Annotated in this window: 15 protein-coding genes and 1 other RNA gene; 10 read left to right on the plus strand and 6 right to left on the minus strand. The window is 60.3% G+C overall.

Annotated elements, in window-relative coordinates; genetic code table 11:
* Window positions 1-97 precede the first annotated feature (97 nt).
* The 5 genes from NKF25_RS22680 to NKF25_RS22700 are packed head-to-tail and all read left to right on the plus strand — an operon-like array spanning window position 98 to window position 4,412.
* The gene (locus tag NKF25_RS22680; RefSeq protein WP_253228900.1) at window positions 98-1,810 is read left to right on the plus strand and encodes an ABC transporter substrate-binding protein; all 1,713 of its coding nucleotides are present in this window, start codon (window positions 98-100) and stop codon (window positions 1,808-1,810) included.
* A gap of 52 nt (window positions 1,811-1,862) precedes the next feature.
* Complete coding sequence (locus NKF25_RS22685; RefSeq protein WP_253228901.1) at window positions 1,863-2,876, plus strand: ABC transporter permease; 1,014 nt, start codon at window positions 1,863-1,865, stop codon at window positions 2,874-2,876.
* A complete protein-coding gene (locus NKF25_RS22690; RefSeq protein ID WP_066144909.1) occupies window positions 2,873-3,799 on the plus strand; it encodes an ABC transporter permease in 927 nt (308 codons plus the stop codon). The genes NKF25_RS22685 and NKF25_RS22690 overlap by 4 nt, the downstream gene beginning before the upstream one ends.
* Window positions 3,799-4,155 carry a hypothetical protein gene (locus tag NKF25_RS22695; RefSeq protein WP_253228902.1) on the plus strand — a complete coding sequence of 119 codons (357 nt, stop codon included), beginning with the start codon at window positions 3,799-3,801 and terminating at the stop codon, window positions 4,153-4,155. Before NKF25_RS22690 ends, NKF25_RS22695 begins: the two co-directional genes overlap by 1 nt.
* Before the next feature lie 38 nt (window positions 4,156-4,193).
* A complete protein-coding gene (locus NKF25_RS22700) occupies window positions 4,194-4,412 on the plus strand; it encodes a hypothetical protein (protein ID WP_253228903.1) in 219 nt (72 codons plus the stop codon).
* Here the strand turns inward: NKF25_RS22700 and NKF25_RS22705 are convergent.
* The 4 genes from NKF25_RS22705 to NKF25_RS22720 all read right to left on the minus strand — a co-directional run bounded on the left by NKF25_RS22705 (window position 4,409) and on the right by NKF25_RS22720 (window position 7,888).
* Window positions 4,409-5,047, minus strand: coding sequence for a dienelactone hydrolase family protein (locus NKF25_RS22705; protein ID WP_253228904.1), 639 nt, complete (start codon window positions 5,045-5,047; stop codon window positions 4,409-4,411). The genes NKF25_RS22700 and NKF25_RS22705 overlap by 4 nt on opposite strands.
* 96 nt (window positions 5,048-5,143) lie before the next feature.
* Window positions 5,144-5,860 carry a sugar phosphate nucleotidyltransferase gene (locus tag NKF25_RS22710; protein ID WP_253228905.1) on the minus strand — a complete coding sequence of 239 codons (717 nt, stop codon included), beginning with the start codon at window positions 5,858-5,860 and terminating at the stop codon, window positions 5,144-5,146.
* Between the two features lie 44 nt (window positions 5,861-5,904).
* On the minus strand, window positions 5,905-7,176 hold the full coding sequence (locus NKF25_RS22715; protein WP_253228906.1) for a dihydroorotase: 1,272 nt from the start codon (window positions 7,174-7,176) through the stop codon (window positions 5,905-5,907).
* A gap of 25 nt (window positions 7,177-7,201) precedes the next feature.
* Entirely contained in the window at window positions 7,202-7,888 is a 687-nt protein-coding gene (locus tag NKF25_RS22720) for a lipoate--protein ligase family protein (protein WP_253228907.1), read from the minus strand.
* A gap of 53 nt (window positions 7,889-7,941) precedes the next feature.
* On the opposite strand from NKF25_RS22720, the gene NKF25_RS22725 reads away from it, so the two are divergent.
* On the plus strand, window positions 7,942-8,859 hold the full coding sequence (locus NKF25_RS22725; protein WP_253228908.1) for a hypothetical protein: 918 nt from the start codon (window positions 7,942-7,944) through the stop codon (window positions 8,857-8,859).
* A gap of 114 nt (window positions 8,860-8,973) precedes the next feature.
* Here NKF25_RS22725 and NKF25_RS22730 read toward each other — a convergent pair whose 3' ends face one another.
* Entirely contained in the window at window positions 8,974-9,546 is a 573-nt protein-coding gene (locus tag NKF25_RS22730; RefSeq protein WP_253228909.1) for an isochorismatase family cysteine hydrolase, read from the minus strand.
* Window positions 9,547-9,651: 105 nt separating this feature from the next.
* On the opposite strand from NKF25_RS22730, the gene NKF25_RS22735 reads away from it, so the two are divergent.
* Window positions 9,652-11,157 (plus strand): Hvo_1808 family surface protein, encoded by a 1,506-nt coding sequence (locus tag NKF25_RS22735; protein ID WP_253228910.1) that lies wholly within the window; start codon window positions 9,652-9,654, stop codon window positions 11,155-11,157.
* Window positions 11,158-11,283: 126 nt separating this feature from the next.
* Entirely contained in the window at window positions 11,284-12,423 is a 1,140-nt protein-coding gene (locus tag NKF25_RS22740; protein ID WP_253228911.1) for a nicotinate phosphoribosyltransferase, read from the plus strand.
* On the opposite strand, the gene NKF25_RS22745 is transcribed toward NKF25_RS22740, so the two are convergent.
* Window positions 12,420-13,022 (minus strand): TIGR00296 family protein, encoded by a 603-nt coding sequence (locus NKF25_RS22745; protein ID WP_253228912.1) that lies wholly within the window; start codon window positions 13,020-13,022, stop codon window positions 12,420-12,422. The genes NKF25_RS22740 and NKF25_RS22745 overlap by 4 nt on opposite strands.
* Window positions 13,023-13,138: 116 nt before the next feature.
* On the opposite strand from NKF25_RS22745, the gene rnpB reads away from it, so the two are divergent.
* Window positions 13,139-13,612: RNase P RNA component (rnpB, locus tag NKF25_RS22750), an RNA gene on the plus strand.
* A gap of 466 nt (window positions 13,613-14,078) precedes the next feature.
* Window positions 14,079-15,113 (plus strand): matrixin family metalloprotease, encoded by a 1,035-nt coding sequence (locus NKF25_RS22755; protein ID WP_253228913.1) that lies wholly within the window; start codon window positions 14,079-14,081, stop codon window positions 15,111-15,113.
* Window positions 15,114-15,295 lie beyond the last annotated feature (182 nt).

The following is a 15,295-nucleotide window of genomic DNA, read 5'->3' on the forward strand; positions in this document are numbered from 1 at the left end:
AATTGTTGGCGCTGTTCGACTGTTTCTTTCATTTATTTCCGGTTCTGAATACTATTGGTCCGGTATGTTTATATAGAACATGTGACCACACTGGCGTATGGCGTCACGCGACAGATTGACTGACAGACGTAATTTCCTCAAAGCTGCTGGTGGTGCTGCGGCAGCAGCGACGCTCGCTGGTTGTATCGGCGGTAACACGGGCGACGACGACAGTTCGACGAGCGATGGTAACGGTGGCGGAGACAACACCGATAACGGAAACGGCGGCGACAAGAGCGGCACGCTGACCTACACCCGCGGTAGCGGTTCGGGGTCGCTCGACTTCCAGAACACGACGAGCGGTGAAGCCGCGAAGGTGACGAACCAGATTTACGACACGCTCATCGCGTTCAAACCCGGAAAGACCTCCCTCACCGAAGGGCTCGCGACGAACTGGAAGGTCGACGGCAAGACGGTCACGCTCGACCTCCGGAAGAACGTCAAGTTCCACAACGGAGAGACGTTCACCGCGGACGACTTCGTCGCCTCCTACCGACGGTTCGTGGATACGGATTACAAGTACTACCCCGGCAAGAAGTACGCCTCCTCGTACGGTCCGTACACGCTCGGCGTCATCGAGGACGTGAAAGCGAAGAGCGACAACGAGTTGGAGATCACCTTGGAGAAGAAGTACGCGCCGATCCTGCCGAACCTCGCCATGTTCGTCTCGGCGGTTCACTCCAAGAAAGCGATCAAAGAGAAAGGCAAGGACCTCAAATCGAAACCGGTCGGCACCGGGCCGTTCAAGTTCAAGAACTGGGACACGAACAACAACCGAATTCGCCTCGAAAAGAACGACGATTACTGGGGAGACGGTCCCTACGTGGACGAAGTCGTCTTCACGGTCGTCGGGAGCAACACCTCGCGCGCCCAGACGCTCGACACTGGCAACGCCGACATCATCGACGGACTCGGCGCACAGTCGTCCAAGCAGGTCAAGCAGTCCGGCAACGCGGAGCTCGTCTCGGCCGCCGGTATCAACGTCGGCTACATGGCGTTCAACATGGCGAAGGTGAAGCCGTTCCGGAAGAAGAAGGTCCGGCAGGCCATCAGCTACGCCATCAACACGAAAGCCATCGTCAACACCATCTTCGATGGTATCGCAAAGGAGGCGAACCAGCCGATTCCGGAAAGCGTCATGGGCTACAACGACAGCATCAGCCCGTACGAGCACAACCCGGAGAAGGCGAAGAAGTTGCTGAAGGAAGCGGGCTACGGCGACGGTTTCTCGTTCGAGTTGGCGACGTTCAAGAACCCGCGGACGTACAACCCGAGTCCGATTCAGGCCGCCCAGACGGTCAAATCGAACCTCCACCAAGTCGGTATCGAGGTGACCATCCACCAGCAGGCGTTCGATCCGTTCCTCGATTACACCAGTAGCGGAAAGCACGACGCGTGTTTCCTCGGCTGGATGACGGACAACGCCGACCCGGACAACTTCTACTACGCGCTGCTCCACCCCGGCGTCTCCATCGACAAGGTTCCGAAGGGACAGGACTGGGTCAGCTTCGACGCGGAGAACTTCAACACGCTCAACGTGGCCGGATGGGCGAACACGGACTTCATGAAGCTCGTCGAGGACGCGCAAGTGACCTACGACAACGCGACGCGGAAGAAGAAGTACAAGAAGGCGGGCAAACTCGCACACGACGAAGCGCCGTGGGTGTTCATGGACCACGCGAAGGACCTCCGTGGCGTTCACAACAGGGTCAGCGGGTTCGAACTCGCACCCATCAGCGGTCCGTTCCTCCGTCTCGTGAAACTCAACTGACTGATTGTAGTAACGAGCATTTTTTGACCCCGCAAAATTGACCTTGGTGTAGATGATATCCAAGCGGTTTGTTGTCAAGCGACTGTTGCTACTCGTTCCCGTGCTACTCGGGGTGGCGACGTTCGTCTTCGCCATTCTGCAACTGTCACCGGGAGATCCCGCGAAGGTGGTTGCCGGTCAACGGGCGTCGAAGGCGTTCGTCGAGCAAGTTCGCCACCAAATGGGACTGGACCAACCGATTTGGGTCCAGTACCTCGATTTCCTGTGGAAGGCGCTTCACCTCAATCTCGGAAAGTCCTACCAGATTCAAAAGGGTGTTCCGGTCACGAACATCCTCCTACACAAGCTTCCCGTTACCGTCGAGCTAGCGATTTACGGGCAGATATTCGGCATTCTGTTCGGAATCCCGCTCGGCGTGATTTCGGCCATCAAGCAGGACTCCGCGACCGACCACCTCACCCGTCTCGGTGCGCTGACCGGCATCAGCGTCCCGATTTACTGGAGCGGACCGCTCATCATTCTGTTGTTCGCCCAGATTCTCCATCTGTTCCCGCCGAGCCAGCGCATCGCATCACAGTTCAGCATTCCGCTTGTCACCGGCCTCATCACCGTCGATACGTTGTTGAGCGGTAACCTCGCGGCGTTCCAATCGGCCGTGATGCACCTGTTCTTGCCCGCGCTCGTCATCGGTATCTACTCGATGGCGCTCATCTCGCGCATGATGCGGTCGTCCATGCTGGAGGTCGTCCGGCAGGACTACATCCGAACCGCCCGCGCGAAGGGACAGGGAACCAAGATCACGATGCTGAAACACGGCTTCCGAAACGCGTTGATTCCGGTCATCACCGTCATCGGTATCCAGTTCGGTACCCTGCTCGGCGGCGCAGTGCTGACCGAAACCGTCTTCGGGATTACGGGTATCGGAACGCTGCTCGTGGACGCAATCGAAGTCGGTGACTTCCCGGTTGTACAGGGAACCGTGCTGACCTTCGCGCTCCTGTTCACCCTCGTCAACCTGTTCGTCGACATCACCTACTCCTATCTCGACCCGAGGATCCAACAATGAGCACGCAAACAGAAAACAGCGAAACGGTTTCCCGTGGGTTCTTCGAACGCCTACGGGCGTCGCCGTTCCTCTCCGAACTCCTGTCGAATCGCCTCGCCGTCACCGGACTCGCCATCATCGTCTTCATGCTCGTAGTGGCGATTTACGCGAGATTTACCATCGATCTCGATACCATCAAACAGACACAGATCGGGGTGATACCGAGCATGCACCCACCGAGCGCGAAGTATCCCTTCGGAACGACCCAACTGGGACGGGACATCTTCCCGCGCGTCCTCTACGGGGCGTGGTACGCCATGCTGTTCGGAACGGTAACGGTCGTCGCCTCCACGACGCTCGGTGTCGGTCTCGGCATCGTCGCGGCCTACTACAGCGACCTCACCGACAACATCATCATGCGGACGATGGACGTGCTGTTGGCGTTCCCATCGCTCCTGCTGTCGCTCGCGTTGGTCGCGATTTTCCCCAATGAATGGGGCTTGTGGCGCGCAGTCGCCGCACTGACCCTCGTCTACACGCCGCGGTTCGCCCGCGTCGTCCGCGGAGCGGCCCTGAAAGTGCTCGAAGACGAGTACATCGATGCGACGGTGGCGTTGGGGGCACAGAACGCCCGCGTGCTGGTCCGCCACGTTCTGCCGAACTGCCTCGCGCCGATCACGGTGCAGAGCACGCTCAACTTCGGCCTCGCAATCCTCGACCTCGCGGCGCTATCGTTCCTCGGATTCGGTGGCGCTCCGGGTACCCCGTCGTGGGGACTGATGCTCTCGAACGGCGTCAAGCACGGCCTGTTCAGCATTCCGAGCGCGTGGTGGTGGTCGTTCTTCCCCGGCCTCTTCCTCGCGGTCACGGTGCTGGGCTTCAACCTCCTCGGTGACGGGATGCGCGACGCGCTCGACCCCCGGATGCGCGAAGCGGTCGACTGATGGATTTCGCCGGTTATCTGCGCCCGCGAATCCGTCTCATCGTTCGATTCGGACTTTTTGGCATCGTCCTCAGCAGTGCTGCCATGCTCCTCGTCGTCGTTACTGGAGAGACGGTCTCGTTCGCCAGTCGGAAGACGTTCGCGGTCGCCACACTCGCGTTCGGGTTCGCCATCCTCGGCTGGTCGGGGTCGGTGTTCGCTGGGTCTGCAATCGAAAATGTGCAGGAACACCTCGATACGAATTCGAACTGGACGGAGGCGGGGTCTCGCCGAGCCATGACGGCCATCGGAAGTTTCGGCGCTGGCGGCATGCTCGGCGTCGTCGTTATGACGACCGTCTTGCGTGCGGCACACTGAGCCGCAACATTTTTCATTATATCATTGTTATGGATGATATGGTCGTCTTCGAAACACTGTTTGTGGGCGTCGTATTCGCCCTATTCGGCGTCGTCGTCACGACAAAGCCGCGAGAAGTGTTTGGAATCAGACAGTCAGTTGCGGTCGCATCGACCGGCGAACTCGGCGAGTTCGGTGTCGCGCGGTATCAGACCTACGGGTTGCTCTGTGTCCTCGCCGGACTGCTTCTCGCATTGGTTCCCTTCTTCCTTCCTTAAGGCTCGACGAGTTTCGACGCGAACCACTCACCGGCGAGGGTCGCAACTGTCTCCAGCGTTCCCGATTCCTCGAACAGGTGCCCCGCCCCATCGACGACCTCCAATCGCTTTTCACACCCCAACTCGTCGTACGCCTCCCGATTCAGTTCGAGTACGTCGGTGTCCCGTCCGCCGACGACGAACAGCGACGGGGCGGTCACATCGGCGAGAGTGTCCATCGCGAGGTCCACACGCCCACCGCGCGAGACCGTCGCGCCGATGTCCGGACGACGAGCGGCGGCACGCAGTGCAGCGGCCGCACCCGTACTCGACCCGAAGTACCCGACACGACGCTCCACGACTCCCCGCTCGTCTTCGAGCCACTCCGTCCCCGCGACGAGGCGGTCAGTCAGTAATCCGATATCGAACCGATTCGCGTACGTCTCGTCCTCCGCTTCGGTGAGCAAGTCGAACAGGAGCGTCCCGAGACCGAACTCGTGGAGTCGCTCCGCGACGAAGTTGTTTCGTGGGCTGTGCCGACTACTCCCGCTCCCGTGTGCGAACACCACGACTCCTGTCGAACCCTCCGGAACGTCGAGAAACCCATCGAGGCGAACGGAATCGATGGGTATCTCGACCGTGTTCTCCCCCGGCATATCGCGCTGACTATCGTCGCGAGAGTGCCTAACCTTGGCGGCCCCACGGTCCAACGCTCGCTGATCATCGGTCGCCGATCACCGATCACCAACCAATCACCGATTACCGACAAGCCGTTGCTCCGCGTCGTCCCGCTCCGCAGGCGTGTTGACGTTTACCGTCCATCCGTCGGTTTGCCCCACCAGCATCGTATTCTCGGCGACGAACCGCTCGATGGACTCCGCGAGTTCGTATTCGCCGCGCACCGACAACTCGGTCTCGGCACACGCCTCGAAGATCGAGGGACTGTAAACCGCGAATCCCGCCGCGATGAGGCTCGGTTCGGGCGGGTCGTCGGGTTGCTTTTCGATTCCGAGTAACTCACCACCGTCCGTCACGTCACAAATAGCCTTCACGCGCGCCGCCTCGGTCGGGACTTCTTCGACCTGTTGTACTGCATCCACCCCCGCTTCGCGCTGTCGTGTGACCAGCGGGTGGAGGTCCGCGCGGATCACACAGTCGCCGTCGAAACACATGAAATCCCCTTCGACGTACGGTTTGGCCTGCAACAGCGCGTGTGCCATCCCCAACTGCTCGTCCTGTCGGACGTACGTTATCGGAACGCCGGAGAACGACGCCCCGTATCGTTCTCGAATCCGTTTCCCTTCGTATCCGACGACGACGACCAACTCCTCCGCGTCGAGTTCGAGGGCGTTCTCGAAACAGCGAGTCAGGATCGGTTTTTCGGCTACCTCGACCAGCGCTTTCGGTTTCTCATCGGTGAGCGGCCGAAGACGGGTTCCCTTTCCGGCGGCGAGGACGACTGCTTGCATAGGGTCGCTACACGCTACACCCCCACGACGGATAATTTCGGGGTCTATGCTCGAACGTTTTCCCCGATTTGCTCGCCGAACTCGCCATCCTCGAAGACGACGTGACCGCGAACCATCGTCATCTCGGGGAACACACCCATCCACCCTTCGAACGGCGTCCAGTCGCAGTTGGTATGAAGGTCGTCCGCTCGAATCTCGCGGGATTCGTCGGGGTCGACGAGGACGAGGTCGGCCATCCGACCCTCCTCGATTCGACCCTTTCGCGGCAGACCGAACACCTTCGACGGGTTTCGAGCGGTGAGGTCGGCGACGCGTTCGTAGCTGAGGTTCCCGTTACGTGCTTGCTCCAACAGGAGCGGGAGCATCGTCTCGACGCCCGGCACGCCGCTCGGTGCGTCCCAGATTCCGGCGTCCTTCTCCTCGCGCGTGTGTGGCGCGTGGTCGGTTGCGATCATATCCACCGTCCCGTTCGCCACGCGTGCGAAGACTTCCTCGCGGCGCTCTTCGCTCCGGAGCGGGGGATTCATCCGCCCGAACGTCCCGAGTTCGTCGAGGTGGTCGCGCGAGAGGAACATGTGATGCGGCGTCACCTCGCAGGTCGCACCCGCGTCCTTCGCCACGTCGATTCCCTCCGGCGTGCTGGTGTGGGCGATGTGCAGTCGCGCGTCGAGGTCGTTCCCGATTTTACACGCCCGTTCGACGGCGTCGGCCTCGGCTTCCGCGGTTCGGTAGGCGCTCCACGCGTCCGCATCGTCACGGGATTTCGCGTCCGAATCGAACAGATCAGCGTTCTCGGCGTGCACCGTCACGACGACGTAGTTGTCCGTCGCTCGCTCCACCGCCACCCGAAACAGGTCCTCTTCGATACCCATTTTCCCGGTCGAATCCGCCAGGAACACCTCACCGAGCGCAAGAATCGGCTTCTCGAACAGTTCGTCCGGATTCCAGTCGGGTGTGACACCGCCGTTGATGCCGTAATCGACGTAGGATTTGGCCGCGAGTTCGGCTTTCTCGTCGAACGACGCCGCATCGACCGTCGGTGGGTTGGTGTTCGGTTGGTCCACGACCGTCGTCACGCCACCCGCGGCAGCGCTCTTGCTGCCGGTCTCCCACGTCTCCTTGTGTGAAAAGCCGGGCTGTCGGAAGTGGACGTGAGCGTCGATAGCGCCGGGCAACAACAGTTTTCCAGTCGCATCGACCACCTCGCCGGACTCCGTGAGCGAAGAGCCAACGGCCGATATCCTCCCGGCGTCTGTGTCGATACGAACGTCTCGTCTACTCCCAGAAGGTAGCGTCGCGTTCCGGATTGTGAGCATACTCGCCACTGTTCCGGGAATCGTCCTAAATCCCTCGGTCAACGTGTTCGACCGTCACGTCCGCGCCACCGACCAACATCTCCTCGATTATCTCGACGACGCGCTCCGGGTCGCTATCACCGTCCACCTTGGCGATACTCCCGACCGAATCGGGATTGAACGGGACGTCGAGGGCGGAATAAATCGGGTCCAAGACGCCCGCGATTTCACCGTGGTCGTCTACGATGACGACGCCGGAAACGAGCGCCGCGCCGGTTCGAACCCGTTGTGCCACGCCGGCAACCTTCCCCTTCCACTGGAGCGAGTAATCGCCCGGACAGAACGACCGTTCCGGCTCGCCGCGCTGGGCCGGAACCCCCAGTCGCCAGAGCGCGCGCTGGAGGTCCTCCGTGATTTCGGCGTACCGCTTTTCCATGCCCGTTCGCATGTCCGCCAGCGGGACCGTTTTGGCGAACGCGACCGTCGTTCCGGTGTATGCGACGGCACGTCCACCGACGCTTCGTTCGAGAGGTTCGAACCCACACGCCCGCGCGACGGATTTCGCGACTTCGTACTTCTCGGCACGGGTATCCCGCCGCCCGAACGCGATCTGTCGATGTGGTGTCCAGACGCGAACCGCGGATTCCTCCGTGTCCGCCGTCTCCGTGAGCATCGCGGCAGTGACCTGCCGGTCCTCATCCCGCGTCTCCGCCTGCCCACGCAGCACACGCATGGCCCACTATTGTGACCCGATGTATGTAAACGCTCCCGCTCGTAACAGGGTTCATGGTCGGGCTTCCCCCTGACGTGTTGTCGCGTTACCCTCGATTTTCGATCTACAACTCGCCGTACGCCGCACACGATGACGGCTGTGCTATCGACCTCTATCCCGACAACGAGGAGCCACGGACGCCCCTCGCGCCGAGTCCCGTCGCTGGGGAGGTGGTCGAAACCCGGACGGTAACGGCCCCGTCGAAACCCTACGCCGTGGAGCACGACCACCTCATCGTGGTCGATACCGGCGACTACCTCGCGCGCACCCTGCACGTCGACCCGTCGGTCGAACCGGGAGACACGGTCGAAGTCGGCGACTCGCTCGGTGAGTTGGTTCGCTCGGGCTTCTTTGCGCCGTGGGTCGCAAACCACATCCATCTCGGATTCCGCGAGCCAGATTCGAACCCCGTGCGCGCATCCGGATCGCTCCCGCTCGACCTCCCGGTGGACGTGGAACCGATTCCGTGGGACGGCACCGGGGAAGTGGTCGAGACCGGGGAGACGTTCGTCGTCCTCGATTCGCCGGTGCATCCCGCTCCCGGCGAGTGCTTCGCGGGTATCGAAGCAGTGGTCGGCGGCGACGCTGTGGTGCTGGATGGTGGACTGCCACACTACGAGGGCGGCGGCGTACTCCGTACGCCGGAATATCGAGCGGCAACGCCGCGAGATGGCGGCGTGCTCCGCGCATCGGAAGGTCGAGTGGAAACGGAATCGGAACCAGTGGCCCCGGAGCCAGTTTCACTGTTCGACGCTCGTGTCGGGAGGGCCGTCGGTCGCACCGTGACGTGGGACGACGTGGAGATTTGTGCGAACGGCGAACCGATCACCGGACTCTCCCTGTTCGTCTCGCTGGAGCAGTTCGGCGCGAAACTCGTCCGTCCTGGCCACGACTTTTCGGTCGGCGACTCGATTTCGGTGGAGATTCGCTGAGCTGTCGAGTTCCTGTTTTGGCTTACTCCGCGCTGTTTTCGTATTCGTCTCTCAGTCTCTGGTATCGATCATCCTGACGAATCTGGCCGCATCTTCATTTAAAAACCTTCGTCGCTATTCGAACTCGATATCGTCCAGTTCCACACCTTCGCCGAACAACCATGCGGCGTGTTCGAGGGCGTAGTCCCGATGACTTTCCTCGATATAGCCGACCGCATCCTCCACGATGACGGGTTTGAAATCGCGCAGTCCGGCGCTTCCGGCGGTGTGGAGCACACAGACGTTCGCCAGCGTCCCACAGATGAGCAGGTCGTGGATGTCGTGGGCGTTCAGGTAGCCTTCGAGGTCGGTCTGGTAGAAGGCGTCGTAGGTGTACTTCGTGACGACGTGGTCGTCCTCGCGAACGTCGAAGTCGTCCACGACCTCGGCCTCCCACGAGCCTTCGAGGACGTGCTCGCCCCAGCGGTCGAACTCGTCGTAGTAGTGGGTGTCCTCGAACTGCTCGGGCGTGTGCACGTCGCGGGTGAACACGACGGACGCACCTGCGTCCCGAGCGCGCGCGAGGAGGTTTCGAATCGGGTCTATAACGTCCTCGCTTGCGGGGGAGTACAAACTCCCATCCGGATGACAGAAGCCGTTTTGCATATCGACGACGACGACGGCGGTCGAATCGGAATCGACGTTCATACTCGGGACTACGGGCGGTTTTCACGAAACGGTTTCGCGTCCGGTTTATTTTGCCTCGCTTTCACGAGCTTTTTTACATAGCAGTCCTACTTTGCAGGCACGAGAATGCGAACATTTACCGTAGTTGCGCTTGCCCTCATGCTCGTTCTCGCGGGGTGTGCCCAAGCCCCTGGGACGAATACGAGTACGAGCACATCGCAGAGCGGTCCTGACGTGACGAGCACATCGCAGAGCGACGGGACGGCGGTGTCCGGACCGAACACGAACAAAACGACTCACCCGCCGGACCCGAAATCCGACGTTCTCGGCTGGGAGAACGGATATTGGTACAACGAGACGCTCTCCGTTGACGCGAGCGACGGCTTCAATCAGTCGGAAGTCGAAGCGATCGTCAATCGGGCGATGGCCCGTGACGAGAAGATACGCCATCTGGAGTTCACGCAGAAGGTCCCCGTCAAGATCATTTCTCGAAAGGAATTCCGCAAGCAACAGAGCAACCAGTCCGTCCCCGCAAACCGGCAGTTGTTCGACAACGCGAAGTACGAATCGCTGTTCATGATCAACGAATCGACGGACTCCATCGCGGTGCAGAACACGAACTCCGGTTCGTCCGTCGGTGGCTACTACAGTCCGTCGAAGGACTCCATCGTCCTCGTCTCGAACGACAACGAACACCTGAAAGTGAGCGAGAGTACGCTCTCACACGAACTGATGCACGCCCTTCAGGACCAGCATTTCGACATCACGTCGTTCAACAAGTCCACCCGGGAACGAACCAACGCCATCAATGGCCTGCTCGAAGGGGAAGCCAACAACATCGAGTTCCTCTATCAGAACCGCTGTCAGAACCAGTGGAAGGGGACGTGCTTATCGGACACCGAACAGAGTAGTGGCGGCGATCTCGCCAACATCGGACCGTACCTCATCAAATACCAACCGTACAGCGACGGTCCCGCGTTCATCCGATACATTCGCAAGCAGCAGGGTTGGAAGGGTGTCAACCAGTTGTACTCGAACCCACCCACCAGCACCGAACAGATAATCCACCCGGAGAAGTATCCGAGCGACGAACCGTCGAACATCTCGGTGCAGGATACGACGAGCGATGGCTGGAAACGTCTGAAACCGCAGGGGCGACCGAGCTACGGTCAAGTCGGTGAAACGGGCATCTTCGCGATGTTCATGTATCCGTACTACGAAAGCCAGGGAACCACACAGATCATCCCCGCACAAAACTTCTTCAACAAGAACGGCGACAACCTGCAAACGGTCGATCCGCTCAACTACGAGAGCAAACCGACCGACGGATGGGACGGCGACAAGATCGTCGTCTACACGAACCCCAACGAGCCGAAAAACGAGACCGGCTACGTCTTCAAAACCAAGTGGGATTCGAAGCAGGACGCGACACAGTTCGTGAACGCCTACAAGAAACTGCTCAACTACCACGACGCGAAGAAGGTCGACGGGAAGCAAAACACGTGGACAGTGCCAGACAGCACGGGCTTCGGTGATGCCTTCCAAGTCCGGCAGAACGGAAACACCGTCACCATCGTGAACGCGCCCACGGTGTCGGACCTCTCGCACGTTCACGGCAACACCGCATCGTAGAGCGCAACGACGTATCACAGCGCTTCGAATCGACCGTCTTTCAGATTCCGCTTTTCACACCGACGAATCCGGCCCTTTTTCTCTCTCGCGGGGAATACCCCCGGATATGCAAGACAGGTGGTTCGCGTGAGCGACCGATTCGACGTGGTTTCCGAGGAGTCAATCCGCGACGGAACCGCGACGGATGCCTACTTCCTTCGTACAGAGACGACGCTCGAAGCGGTCGGGAAGAACCCGCACGTCGTCGCCGAAGTGACCGCAGACCAGTTCCCGACCGGCGAGTTCGAACTCCTCTCCGGCGTGAAAGACGCGGCCCACCTTCTCTCCGGGCTTCCCATCGACGTGGACGCGATGGCGGAAGGTCGACTGTTCGACGGCGGACCGGTCATGTCCATCGAGGGCGACTATCTCGACTTCGCACGATACGAAACGTCGCTGTTGGGATTTCTCTCGCATGCGTCGGGAATGGCGACGAACGCGCTCGAAGCACGGCTCGCGGCTCCGGAGTCCACAGTCCTGAGTTTCGGTGCGCGGCACGTCCATCCGTCCATCGCGGCCGTGGTCGAGCGCTCCGCGCTCGTCGCGGGATTGGACGGGTTTTCGCACGTCGCGGCCGGTGAGGTACTGAGACGAGAACCCGGCGGCACCATGCCCCACGCGTTGATGATCTGTTTCGGGAACGGCAACCAGGAGGACGCGTGGCGCGCGTTCGACGCCGCGGTCGGCGAGGACGTTCCCCGTGTCGCGCTCTGTGATACCTTCTCCGACGAAAAGGACGAGGTGCTTCGCGCGGCGCACACGCTCGGCGACGATCTCGACAGCGTTCGCATCGACACCACGGGGTCGCGTCGTGGAAACTTCGAGCACATCCTACGGGAACTCCGCTGGGAACTGGATTCACACGGCTTCGAGGACGTCGATATCTTCGCGAGCGGCGGTCTCGGCCCGGCAGAACTCCGGAATCTCGGCGATATCGTGGACGGCTTCGGCGTCGGAAGTTACGTCAGCGACGCGAATCCGGTCGACTTCGCGCTCGACATCGTGGAAGTCGATGGCGAACCGGTATCCAAGCGCGGTAAGCTCTCCGGACGAAAACAGGTGTATCGCACGGCCGATGGCGGCCATGACGTCGGTCTCGCACGCCACGACGCGGACGGTGAGAAGCTGCTACAGCCGCTGATCCGTGATGGGGAACTGGTACGGGAGTTCGATATCGATGCCGCTGCTCGCCGTGCTGAAGAAGACGCGGCAGCCGTCAACTTTTAAATCCGCTCGATACTCCCCTCTGGTTCGCGCTCGCGGAACACCGGTCCGTCGACGATCGTTACGGTCACGTCGTCGTCTTCCCATGCCCCGTGCGGGAGACCAGCCTTGCGACACGTTCGGTCGAGATACTCGAACGTACTCCAGTTGTGTTCGACCGGCAGGGTCGGATACATCCACGCTGCACCGCCACGACCTTCGATGGCGACCCCGTGTCGCCCTAGCCGAATGTCGTTTGCCGGATCGTTCGATAACTTGGTATCCTCGACGATGAACACGGAGATGTTGAGATTCGACAACTCTGCGGGTTCGATTTCCGACCCGCACGAATCCTCGCTCGCCGCCGCGATGGCGGAATCGACGATCGCGTGCCCCAACTGTTCGCTCGTGTCGTAGGCACCTGCGCACCCGCGTAGGCTTCCACGACCACGGGTGGATTCGAGCCGGACGAATACGCCAGTGCGTGCATAGAACGCTTCTCGCATGCTTCCTGGCTGTTCTCGTTGTCCGTTGATCACGTAAGAATTGACTGCCTCCCGAGCGAGTTCGACCGCGCGCGTGCCATCCTCGTAGGAGAGGGTTACTGCCTGTGCCTCAGACATACAGATGGTTTATGCATACAAACACCTTCAACGCTTCCCTTCAACCTGGCCGGCTTTAAGGGCCCATGACTATTCGTATCGAACGGCTTAAACGCGTGCAAAGACTAGCTTTCCTCGGCAGAGGGAGCCCGGTTTCCGCGGTGCACGTGGTAATCGCCGCGTGCGGACGGTACCGATTTCCGGTACCTACGTGAGGAAAGTCCCCCCACCCGCCGGGTAGGCAACCGGACGCAAGTCCGGAGTGGGAGACCACTGGCTCTGAAACAGAAACGAGACCACTTCGCGTGACCGATGAGGTGTGCGAACCGACCCGAGAGGGAAGGGAGTTAACCCACCGAGGGATCCGGTGGCACTGCCACCGGAACGGCGCGACGGTAAAACCGCCGCGTCGATGCGTGCCGACGCTGTCGACACGCGGACCGCGAAGAATGGATGGAACGGTGAATCCTTGCCGGTGCAAGTCCGTGCCATATTGGTAGCCCGGACACGCCGTCGGAGTCCTCCGACGTGCCTCCGGAGATCATCCGGGGATGGTTCGGACGCTGAGCCGAATACTGGGCCGAACAGAAGGGGGCTTACTCCCCTCAGCCGCTATTCATTTAGATACCAAATGCGACGGCCAGTAATGCGACCCCAGCGAGTATTTCTATCGCAACTATCGCCACGGCGGCGCTTGCTTTAATGTGCGTCATGCTGCCCAGTTTGGCTATCGGTATCACCCCCAATAAGTGAGAACGATGGTTATGCCCAGTTTCCTATTACAACAGAATCATAACGGATTGAACGGTTTTGAACGGTCAATCAGCGATGACAATCGCGTTGTAGAACGATCTGGAACGTCCGAATTCGTCCTCCAATGAGTGATTAACCCGTTATCAGCACCCTAAAATCGGTACCAATTATTCACTGAACGAAATACGTTGTCCGATTCAATACACTAGTACAACATTGATAATAATAGCCCGCCTCGATCAAGAGTCGTATTTCCAAGCTATCTCCGAACTGGATTTTCCGAGGCCGGAAGGTTTGATAGGGCTAGCGTCGGATAACGTAACGATGAAGCAGCGTGTACTGTTGCTCGTTGCCTGTCTCGTCCTCGCAGGGTGTGCTGGCGCGCAGTTCGACTACACGACACACACCGTGACCAACCCGACGCGGACGGTGAACCAACAGACAGGAACGGAAACGGGAACCGGAATGGTCGCCGACCGCACGAACCCGTGGGGGGACGGGCCAGTGCAAGTTGCGATCAACGCGAGTGCCGACGGTTCGCGTAACTACGCTCCCGAGATACGACAGGCGCTCGATTACTGGGAGAACCACAGCGAGCAGTACGCTGGCTACTCGATTCAGTACGAGTTGACGCCGAACGCGAAACATCCAGATCTCGTGATCAACTTCGTCGATACCGTGAAAAGTTGTCCCCGCGTCGAAAACGCCGCTGGCTGTGCGCCGTATATCACCGACTCGGCACAGATTTCCCGTCCCATGCGAATCGACGTGGACGACTCGTTTTCGAACGGTTCGACCGTTCTCATCCTGAAACACGAAGTCGGTCACACGCTCGGGTTGAACCACAGTTCCGCCCCACAGTCGATAATGGCCGCCTCGGCGGCACTCTCGACGCGGCCCCAACCGGACGCGACCGAGCGCGACCTCCCGTGGGCGGACCCGGATTTCACGGTGTATCTCGGCGCGACGAAGGACCGTACCGCAGTCAAAAAGCAGGTCCGGCACGCACTCGACTACTACGCCGATGGCGCGGACGGGACGGTTCCGTCGAACGCTACGTTCTCGTTCACGAGGAATCGATCCGCGGCCGATATCGTGATTGAGTTCCCCGAGACGCTTCCGTGCAACCCCGGAACGAGCGGCTCCTGTGGCGGTGTCCGTGGCACCGATCCCGACGGCGACTCCGCACTGGAGGAGTACGATAAGCTCACCATCTCGATTTCGGGCGTCGATACCGACACTATCGGGTGGTACACCGGCTACTGGTTGGGTTACGGATTCGGCCTCGACGAGTCGGAACTCGCACCGCCGTTCCAACACGCTTCGGAACGGGAGCGCAGAAGTGACTGGTGGAAATAACCGCGCACTTTTTTACCTCGTCGGATGGGCTTCGCCCACCCCTCCTCGTAAAAAACCTGCACTAAAAACTCCCCGCTCGTTCGACTCACGGCTCACTTCACTTGCCGTTCGTCTTGCGAGGCGCGAAGCGCCTCGTCTCCCTCGCGGTTATTCCTCGAACCCGTCTTCCCATCGGAACGTGC

The sequence above is a fragment of the Haladaptatus sp. AB643 genome (genome assembly GCF_024136975.1).
GTDB lineage: Archaea > Halobacteriota > Halobacteria > Halobacteriales > Haladaptataceae > Haladaptatus.

What these genes read in the sequence shown, in the direction of transcription:
- NKF25_RS22710 (WP_253228905.1), bottom strand. Translation starts at nt 5,860, where the DNA reads ATGCAAGCAGTCGTCCTCGCCGCCGGAAAGGGAACCCGTCTTCGGCCG.
- NKF25_RS22700 (WP_253228903.1), top strand. Translation starts at nt 4,194, where the DNA reads ATGGTCGTCTTCGAAACACTGTTTGTGGGCGTCGTATTCGCCCTATTC.
- NKF25_RS22730 (WP_253228909.1), bottom strand. Translation starts at nt 9,546, where the DNA reads ATGAACGTCGATTCCGATTCGACCGCCGTCGTCGTCGTCGATATGCAA.
- NKF25_RS22690 (WP_066144909.1), top strand. Translation starts at nt 2,873, where the DNA reads ATGAGCACGCAAACAGAAAACAGCGAAACGGTTTCCCGTGGGTTCTTC.
- NKF25_RS22705 (WP_253228904.1), bottom strand. Translation starts at nt 5,047, where the DNA reads ATGCCGGGGGAGAACACGGTCGAGATACCCATCGATTCCGTTCGCCTC.
- NKF25_RS22715 (WP_253228906.1), bottom strand. Translation starts at nt 7,176, where the DNA reads ATGCTCACAATCCGGAACGCGACGCTACCTTCTGGGAGTAGACGAGAC.
- NKF25_RS22695 (WP_253228902.1), top strand. Translation starts at nt 3,799, where the DNA reads ATGGATTTCGCCGGTTATCTGCGCCCGCGAATCCGTCTCATCGTTCGA.
- NKF25_RS22720 (WP_253228907.1), bottom strand. Translation starts at nt 7,888, where the DNA reads ATGCGTGTGCTGCGTGGGCAGGCGGAGACGCGGGATGAGGACCGGCAG.
- NKF25_RS22755 (WP_253228913.1), top strand. Translation starts at nt 14,079, where the DNA reads ATGAAGCAGCGTGTACTGTTGCTCGTTGCCTGTCTCGTCCTCGCAGGG.
- NKF25_RS22680 (WP_253228900.1), top strand. Translation starts at nt 98, where the DNA reads ATGGCGTCACGCGACAGATTGACTGACAGACGTAATTTCCTCAAAGCT.
- NKF25_RS22735 (WP_253228910.1), top strand. Translation starts at nt 9,652, where the DNA reads ATGCGAACATTTACCGTAGTTGCGCTTGCCCTCATGCTCGTTCTCGCG.
- NKF25_RS22745 (WP_253228912.1), bottom strand. Translation starts at nt 13,022, where the DNA reads ATGTCTGAGGCACAGGCAGTAACCCTCTCCTACGAGGATGGCACGCGC.
- NKF25_RS22685 (WP_253228901.1), top strand. Translation starts at nt 1,863, where the DNA reads ATGATATCCAAGCGGTTTGTTGTCAAGCGACTGTTGCTACTCGTTCCC.
- NKF25_RS22725 (WP_253228908.1), top strand. Translation starts at nt 7,942, where the DNA reads ATGGTCGGGCTTCCCCCTGACGTGTTGTCGCGTTACCCTCGATTTTCG.